We start from the raw sequence: 14,626 nt of genomic DNA on the forward strand, positions 1-14,626 counted from the left end.
GCCACCTTCCAGCCCGTCCGGCGTTTGAGGACGAGGCCCCTTCAGGGCCGATCGGGGGTCTGGGGGCGCAGCCCCCAGGGGCGGCCACCCCCATCCACCCGCGCTGGTTCCCGCTCCACCGCCGGAGGCCCAAGCAAGCGCTTAGACAATTGCGGTCAGGGTCACACCCCCACCCCCGTGACCCAGGCCATACGTCCGGGTAACTTCCCACACAGCCCTGCCCGACCCCCCGGTATGTCAATGGAGCCGTGATGCCCGAAGCCGTGATCGTCTCGACCGCCCGCTCCCCCATCGGCCGTGCCTTCAAGGGCTCGCTCAAGGACCTCCGCCCGGACGACCTCACCGCCACGATCATCCAGGCGGCCCTGGCCAAGATCCCCGAGCTGGATCCGAGGGACATCGACGACCTGATGCTCGGCTGCGGCCTGCCCGGTGGCGAGCAGGGGCACAACCTCGGCAGGATCGTCGCCGTACAGATGGGCATGGACCACCTCCCCGGCTGCACGATCACCCGTTACTGCTCCTCCTCCCTCCAGACCAGCCGCATGGCCCTGCACGCCATCAAGGCCGGCGAGGGCGACGTCTTCATCTCGGCGGGCGTGGAGATGGTGTCCCGTTTCGCCAAGGGCAACTCCGACAGCCTCCCGGACACGCACAACCCGCTCTTCGCCGAGGCCGAGGCCCGTACCGCCGAGGTCGCCCAGCAGGAGGGCACGACCTGGCACGACCCGCGCGAGGACGGCCTCGTCCCGGACCCGTACATCGCGATGGGCCAGACCGCCGAGAACCTGGCCCGCGCCAAGGGCATCACCCGCCAGGACATGGACGAGTTCGGCGTCCGCTCGCAGAACCTCGCCGAGGAAGCCATCAAGAACGGCTTCTGGGAGCGCGAGATCACCCCGGTCACCACCCCCGACGGCACGGTCGTGAGCAAGGACGACGGCCCGCGCCCCGGCGTCACCCTGGAGGGCGTCCAGGGTCTGAAGCCGGTCTTCCGCCCGGACGGGCTCGTCACCGCCGGCAACTGCTGCCCGCTGAACGACGGCGCCGCCGCGGTCGTCGTCATGAGCGACACCAAGGCCCGCGAGCTCGGCCTGACCCCGCTCGCCCGCATCGTCTCGACCGGTGTCTCCGGCCTCTCGCCCGAGATCATGGGCCTCGGCCCGGTCGACGCCTCGCAGCAGGCTCTGCGCCGCGCCGGTCTCACCATCGACGACATCGACCTGGTCGAGATCAACGAGGCGTTCGCCGCCCAGGTGATCCCCTCCTACCGCGAGCTGGGCATCGACCTCGACCGGCTGAACGTCAACGGCGGCGCCATCGCCGTAGGACACCCCTTCGGCATGACCGGTGCCCGCATCACCGGCACGCTCATCAACTCCCTCCAGTTCCACGACAAGCAGTTCGGCCTGGAGACGATGTGCGTCGGCGGCGGCCAGGGCATGGCGATGGTCATCGAGCGCCTGAGCTGACCACCCGAAAGGACGCCAACCACCCGTAGCCGTACGGAAACCCAGCGTCACCCTTCGGCCCGGAACCCTTGAACCACCAGGGTTCTGGGTCGATTTGTGATCCAATCTCCCTCAGGATGTGACCTATCTCCCTTCCGGAAGGGATTCACGCAGGTCAGCACCCCTCCATCAGCATGCGTCGGGCCCAAAGTCCTGTCCGATTCGTGACGTTACGCACTGACAGCGGGATAGTCCGCCCTTCAAGCTGATGTAGGAAGTCGGGGGTCGACTTTGAACCGGGAGTACGTCAGTGAGCGCCATGCCGATCGCCTTGCTGGTCACCACGGCCGCCACGGGCGCCGTGGGCGTCGCCGTCCTGCGCACCCTCATGGTGCTGCGCCGACAGGTCGCCGCCCTGCACACCGAGCTCGCCGCGGGCAACGCCGCCGCGGCGCGAGCCCTGGTGCCGTCCGCCCGCCAGTCCGCCGATGCCGACGGGATACGTGCCGCCGTGGCCGAGGCCCTCGCCGAGGAGCGGGAGCGCGAGCTCGCCGAGGCGCGCGCCTTCTGGGCCGCGCAGGAGGCCCGAGACGCCTCCGACGCACCCTCGCTCCTTGGGCTGCCCGACAGCGAACTCTTCCTGCCCCGGCAGGCCGATTTCGTGGGCCTGGAGCCGCTGGAGCCGGTCGCCGAGCCGACCGCCGACAGCGAGGAGTACGCCGCCGACTCCCCGGAGCTGGCCGCGGCCCGCCGCCGCCACCCCTCGCACCCGGACTTCGTGCCGGTCGCCTCACCGGTCGTGAACGACCACGAGCGCACCGTCGCCACCCTTGAGGACCTCGCGGCCTCCGGGACCGAACTCACCGACGTCCGCCCCGGCCCTCTCGGCACCCTCGACGTCTATGTCTTCGCCGACGGCACCACCCTCTGCATGACCCCGGGCCACCGCGAGACGGCCGAACGCCTGGCCACCGCCCTGCGGGCCGGCGAAACCCCGGTCCTCCTCGGCGGCTCCGGCATCTCCGGCGCCTACACCCTCACCTTCGCCTGCGGCGAGGAGAACGTCTACATCCTGGCGGACCGGGTCATAGCGAGCCTCTGACGCCGAAGGCGTCAAGGGGCGCGGGGAACTGCGCGACCAGCCACGACGGACCGTCACCCGCCAAGCGGCCTCAGACCCCCGCCCTCTTCTGCGCCTCTTCCACCAGCCTCACAGCTTCGGCAACCTGGCCCTCGTCCTCCAGGACGAGGGCCAGGTCATGTACAGCAACGGTGATTTGGTCGGCGGCGGCAAACATCCCCGCATCAGGCATCACCCGAGGCTCAACCCCGGGCGCCTCCACAACCTGCGCCCACTCGACGAACGCCCTGGCCAGCGCCAGCGCCTCCGCGGCAGCGCCCCGTTGCAGACGGCTCTGCGGTGCCGCCCGCAAACGGTCGGCAAAGTGATCCACAGCCCGGGTCAGACGCGTCGTATCCACCACGGCGCAACCGTACGCGTCCCACCGGGACTGTTGCCAACGGGCCAACGCTCAGGCACGGTGACCTGAAGGACCGGCTTACATCCCCTTTGCGTCCGGAGGCGCCGATGTCCCACGTCCTCTCCGAGGAGACCCACCGCAACATGCTCGCCCGCATCCCCCACTGCACCGGTCGTGAAGTGTCCGACTGGCTCCGCACCGTCGAAGATGGCCCGGCCCTCTTCCGCTTCGAGGAAAAGGTCAGCTGGCTCCGCCACGAACACAACCTCGCGTACGGCCACGCGAAGGCGATCGTCCACGAGTACGACCTGAGGAGGGCGGCGCGCAAACTCCTCTAGGCGCGCGAAGAGACGGCCGCCGAGCACGCGAAGACGGCCGCACAGACGACGAAGGGCCCCGGGTCTCGGCCCGGGGCCCTTGTGCCGTACGACCGTCGGAGACTAGTCGTTGCTGTTGAGGATCGCGATGATCCTCAGGAACTCCATGTAGATCCAGACCAGCGTGAGCGTCAGGCCGAAGGCCGCCAGCCAGGCCTCCTCGCGCGGCGCGCCGTAGGCGATACCGTCCTCGACCTGCTTGAAGTCCAGGGCGAGGAAGGCGGCACCGAGCAGGATGCCGATGACACCGAAGACGATGCCGAGCGGTCCGCTGCGGAAGCCGAGGCCGTCACCGCCGCCGAAGACGGCGAACAGCAGGTTCACCATCATCAGCATGACGAAGCCGAGCGCGGCCGCCATCACGAAGCCGTAGAACCGGCGGTTGACGCGGATCCAGCCCGCCTTGTACGCGATCAGCACGGCGGCGAAGACGGCCAGTGTGCCGATCACCGCCTGCATGGCCGCACCGCTGGCGATGCGGTTGTCGACGATGCTGGAGACGACTCCGAGGAACACGCCCTCGAAGGCGGCGTACGTCAGGATCAGCGCGGGCGAGGCCTTGCGCTTGAAGGACTGGACGAAGGCCAGGACCATGCCGATCAGCGCGGCACCGATACCGATGCCGTACGAACGGCTGATGTTCGCGTCGTCCACGGGCAGCAGCGCCCAGGCGAGCGCGGCCGTGACGACGAGGACGCCGAGCGTGGTGCCGGTACGCAGGACGACGTCGTCGATGGACATCCGGCCGGTGGTGGCCGGGGCCTGCGGCGGCGCGCCGTGCTGCACGTCCTGCTGGGCGTAGGGATTCTGCGCGTACGGGTTCTGGGCGTACGGGTTGCCGGACTGCGGCTGCGCGTACGGGCTGCCCTGCGTGCCTACGGCTGCGCCCCCGGCCTGCGGCGCGGTGTTGAAGCCCGCGTGGCCGTTGTCGCGGCTGAACCCCCGTCGCGAGAAGACCGGGTTGCTGCTCCTCATTTCACTCCTCCATGGCCACCGTCTGTGGACCTTGGCCTCAAGAGTAATAGGTAGGCAAAGGAATGACCCTAGTGCTTGGGGAGGATCTTTCCCTCGTCGTGATGGGCAACACGCTACGCGTGCCACTGATTCCCGGCGCCCGCAGGGCCCGGATCATGACCTACCTGGGACAGAGCCGTCACCTTGCCCCACCCGAAGCTCAACCCGAGGCTCACCCGAACGCGAAGCCCGTGTACGCCTCGGCGAGATCGGTCTCGGCGGCCCGCGAGCCGGCGATCCGCTCCAGCCGGGCGAGCTGGAGCCGGTCCTCGAAGGGGGTGGCGTCGGGGGCCCGGTGCAGCAGCGTCGTCATGTCGTAGGAGAACCGCTCGGCCTGCCAGACCCGGTGCAGACAGGTCGCGGAGTACGCGTCGAGCAGCTCCGCCGAGCCCTTCTCCTTCTGGTACGTCAGGGCGCGCGCGAAGGTCACGACGTCACCGACGGCCAGGTTGAGCCCCTTGGCCCCGGTGGGCGGCACGATGTGGGCCGCGTCCCCGGCGAGGAAGAGCCGGCCGTACCGCATGGGCTCGTGGACGTAGGAGCGCATCGGGGTGACGGACTTCTGGGTGATGGGGCCGCGCTCCAGCCGCCAGTCGTCGGCGGTCTCGAAGCGGCGCTCCAGCTCGTCCCAGATCTCCTCGTCGGCCCAGGACTCGGCGTCGGTGCCCTCGGGCACCTGGAGGTAGAGGCGGGAGACGGCCGGGGAGCGCATGGACAGCAGGGCGAAACCGCGGTCGTGGCGGGCGTAGACCAGCTCGTCGTGGGAGGGCGGGACGTCGGCGAGGATGCCGAGCCAGCCGAAGGGGTAGGCGCGCTCGAACACCTGGGTGAGCTCGGCGGGTATCGCCTTGCGGGCCACGCCCCAGAAGCCGTCGCAGCCGACGACGTAGTCGCACTCCAGGACGTCTTCGCGCCCCTGGTGACGGAAGCGGACGCGCGGGCTGTCGGTGTCGGCGCCCTCGACGGCGAGCGCCTCCGCCTCGAACAGCAGGGGGCCGCCCCCGGCGAGCTGGAGGGCGATGAGGTCCTTGCAGACCTCGGTCTGGGCGTAGACCATCACCGACCGGCCGCCGGTGAGGGCGGGGAAGTCGACGCGGTGGCGCTTTCTGGCGTAGCGCAGCTCTATCCCGTCGTGCCGCAGGCCCTCGCGGTCCATGCGCTGCCCGGCGCCGGCCTCGCGCAGCACGTCGACCGTGCCCTGCTCCAGGATTCCGGCCCGCTGCCGGTGCTCGACGTAGGCGCGGTCGCGGCTCTCCAGGACGACCGAGTCGATGCCCGCGTTGTGCAGCAGCCGGGCGAGGAGGAGGCCGGCGGGGCCGGCTCCGATGATGCCGACGGTGGTGCGCATCGACCCATCCTCTCTGTTCTCTCGTAGGTTCTCTCGTCTGTACTTCGCGTCTGTTCTCGCGTTCGCGTGGTGAAGTTTTCTTCACTTGCTTTCAGACATGAGTCTCCGACCGCGTACGGCCGCTGTCAACGGTCGGACGGGGAACGCTTCAGTGAGGTGAAGTCTTCAATGGAGGGTGCAGGTGTCGGAAGTGCCCGGAGCCGGACTTGAACCGGCACGCCCGCGAAGGGGCAGCGAGGTTTAAGCTCGCCGTGTCTGCATTCCACCATCCGGGCAGGCCATGGGCTCCGCATCGAGGTTCCCGAGCCTATCGGGACGCCTCCCCCCAACAGGGGTCGGGTGGCCCGATGTTGTCTTATTTTATTGAGTTCTGAGGGAGCATCAGCACCCTGAACAGTCCATCCGCACTTGCCAATAGCCTTACGCGGGACGTGTCACCACGCATGCGGAATGACGGAATTTCACCGTCTGAACGAGGACGCTCCACCTGTTCTCGACGCACCGGGTCGTCAGGGGTGACCCTCATCCCCAGGTATGACAGCGCGCGGTGTGGTCCGACTCGAGTCTGCCTTCGGAACCGGAACAGCGGCTGACTACACGGCGCTCCGCGGCGGCGACGATGGAGGTATTCCCCCAGTCGTCGTTCCCAGGAGTGCCCTCTCGTGACCACCACACCCATCGTCGGCCGGACCACCGCAGTGGCGGCGCGTGCCACGGATCTGTCGAAGATCTACGGTCAGGGCGAGACCCAGGTGGTCGCCCTGGACCGGGTCTCCGCCGACTTCCGGCAGGCCGAGTTCACCGCGATCATGGGCCCCTCCGGCTCCGGCAAGTCCACGCTGATGCACTGCGTGGCGGGCCTGGACACCTTCTCCTCGGGATCGGTGCGCATCGGTGAGACCGAGCTGGGGTCGCTGAAGGACAAGCAGCTGACCAAGCTGCGCCGGGACAAGATCGGGTTCATCTTCCAGGCGTTCAACCTGCTGCCGACGCTGACCGCCCTGGAGAACATCACGCTCCCCATGGACATCGCGGGCCGCAAGCCGGACAAGCAGTGGCTGGACACGGTGATCCGGATGGTGGGACTGCGGGACCGTCTCGGTCACCGTCCCGCCCAGCTCTCCGGCGGACAGCAGCAGCGCGTCGCCGTGGCCCGCGCCCTGGCCTCCAGGCCCGACATCATCTTCGGCGACGAGCCGACCGGAAACCTCGACTCGCGCTCCGGCGCCGAGGTCCTCGGCTTCCTCCGCAACTCCGTGCGGGAGCTCGGCCAGACGGTGGTCATGGTGACCCACGACCCGGTGGCCGCGGCCTACGCGGACCGGGTGGTGTTCCTCGCGGACGGCCGCGTCGTCGACGAGATGACCCGGCCCACCGCCGAGTCGGTCCTCGACTTCATGAAGCAGTTCGACGCCAAGGGCCGCACCAGCTGACGCCAAGGGCCCACCGGCTGACGTCCGCTCACCCCACCTATCTGGACTGAGACAACCCCATGTTCCGTACCGCCTTGCGCAACGTCCTCGCGCACAAGGCCCGGCTCCTGATGACCGTGCTCGCCGTGATGCTCGGCGTGGCCTTCGTGTCGGGGACCCTGGTCTTCACCAACACCATCTCCGACGCCTACCAGAAGAGCTCGGCCAAGGGCTTCGACCAGGTCGACGTCGCCGTCACCGCGGAGTACCAGGACGCCGAGGGCGACCGGGTGGGCAAGTCCCACGACCTGACCCAGGCGGTGCTCGATGCGAGCACCCGGGTTCCCGGTGCCGCGTCCGCCATCGGCGTCGTCAGCGACTTCACCGCCATCGCCGACAAGGACGGAAAGCTCATCGGCCAGGGCTTCCAGTCGCAGGGCGCCAACTACTGGGGCGCCAAGGACCCCCGCTACCCGCTGGTCAGCGGCCACGCCCCCAAGGGCGAGGGCGAGATCCTCATCGACGCCGAGACCGCGAAGCGCGCCGGCTACAAGGTCGGCGACACCGTACGGATGTCGGTCGACGGCCCCGTCCTCACCCCGAGGATCACCGGCATCTTCACCACCGACGACGGCAACGTCGCCGCCGGCGGCAGCCTCACCCTGTTCGACACGACGACCGCGCAGCGCCTCCTCGGTGAGCCCGGCACCTACGACGAGATCGACGTCAAGGCGAAGCCGGGCGTCACGCAGGCCGCGCTGAAGGCCCAGCTGGACAAGGCGCTGCCGAAGGGCGCCACCGAGACCACCACCGGCAGGCAACTCGCCGACGACCAGGCGCAGATGATCTCCCAGTCGATGAGCGGCATGCAGACGGGCCTGCTGGTCTTCGCCGGTATCGCCCTGTTCGTCGGCACGTTCATCATCGCCAACACCTTCACCATGCTGGTCGCCCAGCGCACCAAGGAGCTGGCCCTGCTGCGCGCGGTCGGTGCCTCGCGCCGGCAGGTGACACGGTCGGTGCTGATCGAGGCGTTCGTGGTCGGCGCGGTCGCCGCCGTGGCCGGTCTGCTCGCGGGCATCGGCATCGGGGCCGGACTGCGCTCCCTGATGGGCACGTTCGGCGCGACCGTCCCCGACGGGCCGCTGGTCATCAAGCCCGCCACGATCGTCACCGCGCTCGTGGTCGGCATCCTGGTGACCATGATGGCCGCGTGGCTGCCCGGCCGCCGGGCCGCGAAGATCCCGCCGGTGGCGGCCATGAGCAGCGTGCACGCCAAGGCCACCACCAAGTCGCTGGTGCTGCGCAACACTCTGGGCTCGCTGATCGCGGGCGCGGGCGTCGCGGTGGTCCTGGCGGCCACGACGATGGACGGCTCGGACGGCCAGATGCCCATGGGCCTCGGCGCGGTGCTGCTGATCATCGGCGTGTTCATCCTGACCCCGCTGCTGTCCCGCCCCCTCATCGCCGCCGCGGCGCCGGTGCTGCGCGCCTTCGGCATCTCCGGCAAGCTGGCCCGGCAGAACTCGGTGCGCAACCCGCGCCGCACGGCCGCCACCGCCTCCGCGCTGATGATCGGCCTGACCCTGATCACCGGTATGACGGTGATGGCGGGCAGCCTCCAGCAGGCCATCGACAAGATGGCGGCGTCCTCCATCAAGGCTGACTACGTGGTCTCCATGGCGAACGGCAACGCGCTGTCGCCGGACGTCGAGAAGAAGCTGAAGCAGGCCGACGACGTCACCGCCACCAGCCCGCTGACCAACGCCGCCTCCCGTATCGACGGCGAGACCGAGTACCTGACCGGTGTCAACGGCGCCGCGATCGGCGACCTGGTGGGCCCGAAGGTCGACGACGGCTCCTTCAAGGTCGGCGGCTCCCAGGTCGTGGTGGACAGCGAGACCGCCAAGTCCAAGGGCTGGAAGGTCGGTTCCGGCTTCAGCGTCTCCTACGAGGACGGCAAGAAGCAGCGGCTGACGGTCGCCGGGACCTACGAGAGCAACGAGTTCCTGCGCGGCATCCTGCTCGACGAGTCGACCCTCGCCCCGCATGTGACGGACCCGTACGTCATGCAGGTCATGGTGAAGACCTCCGACGGCGCGTCCGGCGCGGTGCAGGACAAGCTGGAGAGGGCCCTCGGCACCAACCCGGCGATCAAGGTCCAGGACAAGAAGGACATCTCCAACGAGATCGCGAAGATGTTCACGCTGATGCTGAACATGGTGTACGGCCTGCTCGCGATGGCGGTGATCGTGGCGGTCCTCGGGGTCATCAACACCCTGGCCATGTCGGTCTTCGAGCGCTCCCAGGAGATCGGCATGCTCCGGGCGATCGGCCTGGACCGCCGGGGCATCAAGCGGATGGTCCGCCTGGAGTCCCTGGTGATCTCGCTGTTCGGCGCGGTGCTGGGCATCGGTCTGGGCGTGTTCTTCGGCTGGGCGGCCGGTGAGCTGCTGGCCTCGAAGATGGCGACGTACGAACTGGTCCTGCCCTGGGCCCGGATGGCCGTCTTCCTCCTCCTGGCCGCGACGGTGGGCATCCTCGCCGCCCTGTGGCCGGCCCGGCGGGCGGCCCGGCTGAACATGCTGACGGCGATCAAGTCGGAGTAGCGCCACGGCGGCCGGCACACGCGGGGCCCGGTTCCTCCTGGTGGGGAACCGGGCCCCGGTCGCGTACTCAGTTCCAGGTGCGCTCAGTTCCAGGTGCGGGAGCGCAGCGGCAGCCCCGACGCTCCGGACTCCGGGGCGCGGACGGCGAGGACCTGGTTGACGCCGATGCGGTTGCGTTCGAAGGCGAGCGCGCAGGCGGCCATGTACAGCCGCCAGACCCGGGCCCGCCCGGGGGAGGTGAGCCGCATCGCGCGGTCCCAGTCGCCCTCCAGGTTGGCGACCCAGCGGCGCAGGGTCAGGCCGTAGTGCTCACGGATCGACTCGACGTCACGGACCTCGAACCCGGCGCGTTCGAGCTGCGTGACGGTGGTGCCGACGGGGGCGAGCTCCCCGTCGGGGAAGACATAGGCGTCGATGAACTCGTCCAGGTGGTACGACGCCTCGTCGCGCTGCGGACGGCGGCCGATCTGGTGGTTCAGGAGCCGTCCCCCGGGCTTCAGCAGCCGGAAGAGGTTCTCGGCGTACTCCAGATACCGGTCGGCGCCGACGTGTTCGGCCATCCCGATGGAGGAGATGGCGTCGAAGGGCCCGTCCTCGACGTCCCGGTAGTCCTGTACGCGGATCTCGATCCGGTCGGTGAGCCCCTCGCCGGCGACGCGCTTGCGGGCGTAGGCGGCCTGTTCGTGGGAGAGGGTGACGCCGACGACGCTCACCCCGTACTCGCGGGCGGCGTGGATGGCCATCGAGCCCCAGCCGCAGCCGACGTCGAGCAGGCGCAGGCCGGGCTTCAGGCCGAGCTTGCGGGAGATCAGGTCCAGCTTGTCGTACTGGGCGGTCTCCAGGGTGCTGTCGGGGTCCGGCCAGTAGGCGCAGGAGTACACCATGCTCGGCCCGAGGACGATCTCGTAGAAGTCGTTGCCGACGTCGTAGTGGTGGCTGATGGCCCGCTTGTCACTGCTCTTGGTGTGCAGGTGCCTGCGGGGTCTGCGCAGCTCCTCGCGTGGCGGGGCGGGCGGCAGCGGAGGCCAGGCCAGCACGATCAGCCGGCGTACGGCGGCCCGCGCCTCGGGGTCGCGCAGGACCTCGGACAGGGTCCTGGCGTCCTCCCCGCGCTCCCACACCAGCCCCGACATCATCTCCAGCCCGGCGTAGAGGTCGCCCTCGATGTCCAGGTCGCCGGCGACCCAGGCCCGCGCGAGCCCCAGTTCGCCGGGCTTCCACAGCAGCCGGCGGACGGCCCTGCGGTTGCGTACCACCAGCGCGGGCGCGTCGGGCGGCCCCGCCTCCGAGCCGTCCCAGGCCCGGATGCGTACCGGCAACGGCACACCGAGCAATTGTCCGAAGAGGTCCCTGAGCCGCAGCGCGGCATCTGCCATGGCGCACACCTCCGTGACGAGGATCCCGGAATTGTCCACTTTGGTAAACAGCGACGCGGCCGGATGCACTCCGAGTGGGTGGTCACGACTGGGCAAAACAGGTGCACGGGCCACGCACCGCCGGCGCTCGCGTCTCAGGAACGCCGAAGGGCCCCCTGCACCACGGATGGCAGGGGGCCCTTCGGACGGTTCAGCGACTTGAGGAGATCAGCCTGAGGAGATCAGGAGGCCTTCGCCTCGGTCTTCTTCTCGGCCTTCTTCGGCTCGGCCGCCGGCACGGGCCTCGCGGCCTCGTAGAACTCCTCGCGCGGGTGCTCCATCGCGCCGAGGGAGACGACCTCGCGCTTGAGGAACATGCCGAGGGTCCAGTCGGCGAAGACACGGACCTTGCGGTTCCAGGTCGGCATGGCCAGACCGTGGTAGCCGCGGTGCATGTACCAGGCGAGACGGCCCTTGAGCTTGATCTTCATCTTGCCCATGACGATCATCGCGACGCCCTTGTGGAGCCCGAGACCGGCCACGGCGCCCTTGTTGGCGTGGCTGTAGTCCTTCTGCGGGAAGCCGCGCATCCCGGAGATGACGTTGTCGCCGAGGACGCGGGCCTGACGCAGCGCGTGCTGGGCGTTCGGCGGGCACCAGGCGTTCTCGTTGCCGGCCTTGCGGCCGACGAGGTCCGGGACCTGGGCGTTGTCGCCGGCGGCCCAGATGTAGTCGGTGCCCTGGACCTGGAGGGTCGTCGCGCAGTCGACGTGACCGCGGGGGCCGAGCGGCAGGCCGTAGCGGGACAGGACCGGGTTCGGCTTGACGCCGGCGGTCCAGACGATGGTGCTGGAGTCGACCTCCAGGCCGTTCTTCAGCACCACGTGGCCGTCGACGCAGGAGTCCATGGAGGTGGAGAGGTAGACCTCGACCCCGCGGGCCTCCAGGTGCTCCTTGCCGTACTGGCCGAGCTTGGGGCCGACCTCGGGGAGGATCTTGTCGGCGGCGTCGACGAGGATGAACCGCATGTCCTCGCGGGAGACGTTGGTGTAGTACTTGGCCGCGTCGCGGGCCATGTCCTCGACCTCGCCGATGGTCTCCGCACCCGCGAAGCCGCCGCCGATGAAGACGAAGGTGAGCGCCTTGCGGCGGATCTCCTCGTCGTTCGTGGAGTCGGCCTTGTCCAGCTGCTCCAGCACGTGGTTGCGCAGGCCGATGGCCTCCTCGATGCCCTTCATACCGATGCCCTGCTCGGCGAGGCCGGGGATCGGGAAGGTGCGGGAGACCGCGCCGAGGGCGACGACCAGGTAGTCGAAGGGCAGCTCGTACGCCTCGCCGACCAGCGGGGCGATCGTGGCGACCTTGCGGTCCTGGTCGATGGTGGTGACCCGGCCGGTGAGGACCTCCGCCTTGGGCAGCACGCGTCGCAGCGGGACGACGACATGGCGCGGGGAGATGTTGCCGGCGGCGGTTTCGGGGAGGAAGGGCTGGTAGGTCATGTACGACCGGGGGTCGACGACCGTGACGGTCGCCTCGCCGTAGCGCATCTTCTTGAGAATGCGCCGAGCTGCGTACAGGCCTACGTACCCACCGCCTACTACGAGGATCCTGGGACGCTCCGTGGTGCTCATGCCATCGAGTATCCACCCGCCTCAGGGGGGTCGCTCGTGCGCCCCTTCACAAGCTTCCTCGGGGTGTGTGCTATCCTCCGCCGCTCGCGTGATCCAGGTCATGGCGGCGACCGGGAACCCCCGTGTAGGGAGGGCCGTTGTCAATGCCGCGTGAGCTGCCTCTCCGCACCTCCGGACCCTCCGTGAGCCCCCTCCGCGGACCCCCCGCACACCGCCCCCGCGATGCCCGCATGCGCCCGATCTGAACACGTTCAAGGGCATGTCGAGCCCTCGGAAGGGTCAACGCGATGACTTTCGTGCTCCGACAGGGCCGAATTCCTTGTGAAGAACTTCACGAACTTTCTCGACGGCACGTCATCGAGGGGCCCCGAAGGACCCCTCGAACGTGCTCATACGTTGTCCGACCTGCTCAGCAGAGGCTCACGCGACCGACCACGCGATGCCGTCGAGGATGTCGTGCTCGCTCACCACGACCTCCTCCGCACCGATCCGTTCCATGATCGACAGCAGTACGAGGGCACCGGCTGCGATCACGTCGACACGGCCGGGGTGCATGGAGGGGATGGCCGCGCGCTCGGCGTGGGTGGAGTGCAGCAGACGGTGGGTGATCTCGCGGACCGAGTCGTAGGAGATCCGTGAGTGGTGGATGGCCGTCGAGTCGTACGCCGGCAGGTCGAGCGCGATCGCGGAGAGCGTGGTGACCGAGCCGGCCAGGCCCACCAGGGTGTGCGCCTCGCGCAGCGGCACGGACCGCTCGGCGAGGTCGAGGGCGGCCTCGATGTCGGCGCGCATCGCGGCGACCTGCGCCTCGGTGGGCGGGTCGGTCACCGCCCCGTCCTGGACGAGATGCCGCTCCGTCATCCGGACACAGCCGACGTCGACGGAACGCGCCGCCCGCACCCCGTCGTCCCCGACCACGAACTCGGTCGACCCGCCGCCGATGTCCACCACCAGGTAGGGCCGGGCCAGGTCGTCCCGCCCGGTGAGCTCCTTGGTGGCACCGGTGAAGGAGAACTCCGCCTCCCGGTCCCCGGTGATCACCTCGGGCTCGACGCCGAGGATGTCCAGCACCCCGCGCACGAACTCGTCCCGGTTCTCCGCGTCCCGGGAGGCCGAGGTCGCCACGAACCGCAGCCGCTCCGCCCCGTGCTCCTTGATCACCGCCGCGTACTCGCGACAGGCGGCGAAGGTCCGCTCCAGCGCCTCGGGCGCCAGCCGCCCGGTACGGTCGACGCCCTGCCCGAGGCGCACGATCGTCATACGGCGGTCCAGATCGACCAGTTCACCGGTCGCCGGGTCGCAGTCCGCGACCAGGAGCCGGATGGAGTTCGTACCGCAGTCGACGGCGGCGACCCGGGTCACTGTTCGTCCTCCGGCACGCCCGTCACGCACGTCCCCTTCAGCCACCACTCCGGCAGCATCTCGACGGCCTCGTCGCCGAGGGGGTTGACCCCGGGGCCGGCCGCCAGCGAGTGCGCGACCAGGACGTGCAGGCACTTCACCCGGTCCGGCATGCCACCCGCGCTCGGGAAGCCCGCCAGGACCTCGATGGCGTCACGGCGCGCGAGGTAGTCCTCGTGCGCGGCACGGTAGGCGGCGGCCAGCTCCGGATCGCTCTGGAGCCGCTCCGTCATCTCCTTCATGACGCCGTTCGCCTCCAGCGTGCCGATCGCCGAGGCGGCGCGCGGGCACGTCAGGTAGTACGTCGTCGGGAAGGGGGTGCCGTCGGGGAGGCGGGGCGCCGTCTCCACCACGTCCGGCTGTCCGCAGGGGCAGCGGTGCGCGATCGCCCGCAACCCGCGCGGCGGCCGTCCGAGCTGCTGCTTGAAGGCCTCGACATCCGCGTCGGTCGGCTCGGTGCGCGGTGTGGAGGGCGGAGGCGTTTCCATGCCTGTCTTTCTATCGTTCCATCGGTCGGTTCACGGATCAGTCGTTCACTGATCGTCGG

The 14,626-nt window shown here is 69.5% G+C and carries 12 protein-coding genes and 1 tRNA gene; 5 read left to right on the forward strand and 8 right to left on the reverse strand.

Annotated elements, in window-relative coordinates; translation table 11 throughout:
* Positions 1-251: 251 nt before the first annotated feature.
* Positions 252-1,472, forward strand: a complete 1,221-nt coding sequence (locus tag SLINC_RS18400) for an acetyl-CoA C-acetyltransferase (protein ID WP_067433977.1) — start codon at positions 252-254, stop codon at positions 1,470-1,472.
* Between the two features lie 298 nt (positions 1,473-1,770).
* Positions 1,771-2,553: a hypothetical protein gene (locus SLINC_RS18405; RefSeq protein WP_182449305.1), complete on the forward strand. Its 783-nt coding sequence runs from the start codon at positions 1,771-1,773 to the stop codon at positions 2,551-2,553.
* A 70-nt stretch (positions 2,554-2,623) separates the two neighbouring features.
* On the opposite strand, the gene SLINC_RS18410 is transcribed toward SLINC_RS18405, so the two are convergent.
* The gene (locus SLINC_RS18410; RefSeq protein ID WP_067433983.1) at positions 2,624-2,935 is read right to left on the reverse strand and encodes a hypothetical protein; all 312 of its coding nucleotides are present in this window, start codon (positions 2,933-2,935) and stop codon (positions 2,624-2,626) included.
* A gap of 104 nt (positions 2,936-3,039) precedes the next feature.
* Between SLINC_RS18410 and SLINC_RS18415 the strand changes: the two genes are divergently transcribed.
* The gene (locus SLINC_RS18415; RefSeq protein WP_067433987.1) at positions 3,040-3,270 is read left to right on the forward strand and encodes a DUF4287 domain-containing protein; all 231 of its coding nucleotides are present in this window, start codon (positions 3,040-3,042) and stop codon (positions 3,268-3,270) included.
* A gap of 102 nt (positions 3,271-3,372) precedes the next feature.
* Here SLINC_RS18415 and SLINC_RS18420 read toward each other — a convergent pair whose 3' ends face one another.
* From SLINC_RS18420 to SLINC_RS18430, 3 genes are all read right to left on the reverse strand, one after another.
* Positions 3,373-4,284 carry a Bax inhibitor-1/YccA family protein gene (locus tag SLINC_RS18420; protein WP_067433990.1) on the reverse strand — a complete coding sequence of 304 codons (912 nt, stop codon included), beginning with the start codon at positions 4,282-4,284 and terminating at the stop codon, positions 3,373-3,375.
* A 211-nt stretch (positions 4,285-4,495) separates the two neighbouring features.
* Positions 4,496-5,671, reverse strand: a complete 1,176-nt coding sequence (locus SLINC_RS18425; RefSeq protein WP_067433993.1) for a 4-hydroxybenzoate 3-monooxygenase — start codon at positions 5,669-5,671, stop codon at positions 4,496-4,498.
* Between the two features lie 191 nt (positions 5,672-5,862).
* Positions 5,863-5,946, reverse strand: a tRNA-Leu gene (locus tag SLINC_RS18430).
* Between the two features lie 387 nt (positions 5,947-6,333).
* Here SLINC_RS18430 and SLINC_RS18435 point away from each other — a divergent pair.
* Together SLINC_RS18435 and SLINC_RS18440 are read left to right on the forward strand one after the other, a co-directional pair.
* Positions 6,334-7,104, forward strand: coding sequence for an ABC transporter ATP-binding protein (locus tag SLINC_RS18435; protein ID WP_067433996.1), 771 nt, complete (start codon positions 6,334-6,336; stop codon positions 7,102-7,104).
* 59 nt (positions 7,105-7,163) lie between these two features.
* Complete coding sequence (locus tag SLINC_RS18440; RefSeq protein ID WP_067433999.1) at positions 7,164-9,692, forward strand: ABC transporter permease; 2,529 nt, start codon at positions 7,164-7,166, stop codon at positions 9,690-9,692.
* 83 nt (positions 9,693-9,775) lie between these two features.
* Here the strand turns inward: SLINC_RS18440 and SLINC_RS18445 are convergent, their stop codons facing one another.
* From SLINC_RS18445 to SLINC_RS18460, 4 genes are all read right to left on the reverse strand, one after another.
* Positions 9,776-11,068: a class I SAM-dependent methyltransferase gene (locus SLINC_RS18445; protein ID WP_067445486.1), complete on the reverse strand. Its 1,293-nt coding sequence runs from the start codon at positions 11,066-11,068 to the stop codon at positions 9,776-9,778.
* A 221-nt stretch (positions 11,069-11,289) separates the two neighbouring features.
* Complete coding sequence (locus SLINC_RS18450) at positions 11,290-12,678, reverse strand: NAD(P)/FAD-dependent oxidoreductase (RefSeq protein WP_079164594.1); 1,389 nt, start codon at positions 12,676-12,678, stop codon at positions 11,290-11,292.
* Positions 12,679-13,098: 420 nt separating this feature from the next.
* Positions 13,099-14,040, reverse strand: a complete 942-nt coding sequence (locus SLINC_RS18455; protein ID WP_067434005.1) for a Ppx/GppA phosphatase family protein — start codon at positions 14,038-14,040, stop codon at positions 13,099-13,101.
* On the reverse strand, positions 14,037-14,567 hold the full coding sequence (locus SLINC_RS18460) for a DUF501 domain-containing protein (protein WP_067434008.1): 531 nt from the start codon (positions 14,565-14,567) through the stop codon (positions 14,037-14,039). The genes SLINC_RS18455 and SLINC_RS18460 overlap by 4 nt, the downstream gene beginning before the upstream one ends.
* Positions 14,568-14,626 lie beyond the last annotated feature (59 nt).

This window comes from Streptomyces lincolnensis, from assembly GCF_001685355.1.
In the GTDB taxonomy this organism is placed as follows: domain Bacteria; phylum Actinomycetota; class Actinomycetes; order Streptomycetales; family Streptomycetaceae; genus Streptomyces; species Streptomyces lincolnensis.

Excerpts from the sequence above, each read along its gene's own strand:
- SLINC_RS18415 (WP_067433987.1), top strand. The coding sequence starts at position 3,040 with ATGTCCCACGTCCTCTCCGAGGAGACCCACCGCAACATGCTCGCCCGC.
- SLINC_RS18450 (WP_079164594.1), bottom strand. The coding sequence starts at position 12,678 with ATGAGCACCACGGAGCGTCCCAGGATCCTCGTAGTAGGCGGTGGGTAC.
- SLINC_RS18400 (WP_067433977.1), top strand. The coding sequence starts at position 252 with ATGCCCGAAGCCGTGATCGTCTCGACCGCCCGCTCCCCCATCGGCCGT.
- SLINC_RS18445 (WP_067445486.1), bottom strand. The coding sequence starts at position 11,068 with ATGGCAGATGCCGCGCTGCGGCTCAGGGACCTCTTCGGACAATTGCTC.
- SLINC_RS18425 (WP_067433993.1), bottom strand. The coding sequence starts at position 5,671 with ATGCGCACCACCGTCGGCATCATCGGAGCCGGCCCCGCCGGCCTCCTC.
- SLINC_RS18420 (WP_067433990.1), bottom strand. The coding sequence starts at position 4,284 with ATGAGGAGCAGCAACCCGGTCTTCTCGCGACGGGGGTTCAGCCGCGAC.
- SLINC_RS18405 (WP_182449305.1), top strand. The coding sequence starts at position 1,771 with ATGCCGATCGCCTTGCTGGTCACCACGGCCGCCACGGGCGCCGTGGGC.
- SLINC_RS18440 (WP_067433999.1), top strand. The coding sequence starts at position 7,164 with ATGTTCCGTACCGCCTTGCGCAACGTCCTCGCGCACAAGGCCCGGCTC.
- SLINC_RS18460 (WP_067434008.1), bottom strand. The coding sequence starts at position 14,567 with ATGGAAACGCCTCCGCCCTCCACACCGCGCACCGAGCCGACCGACGCG.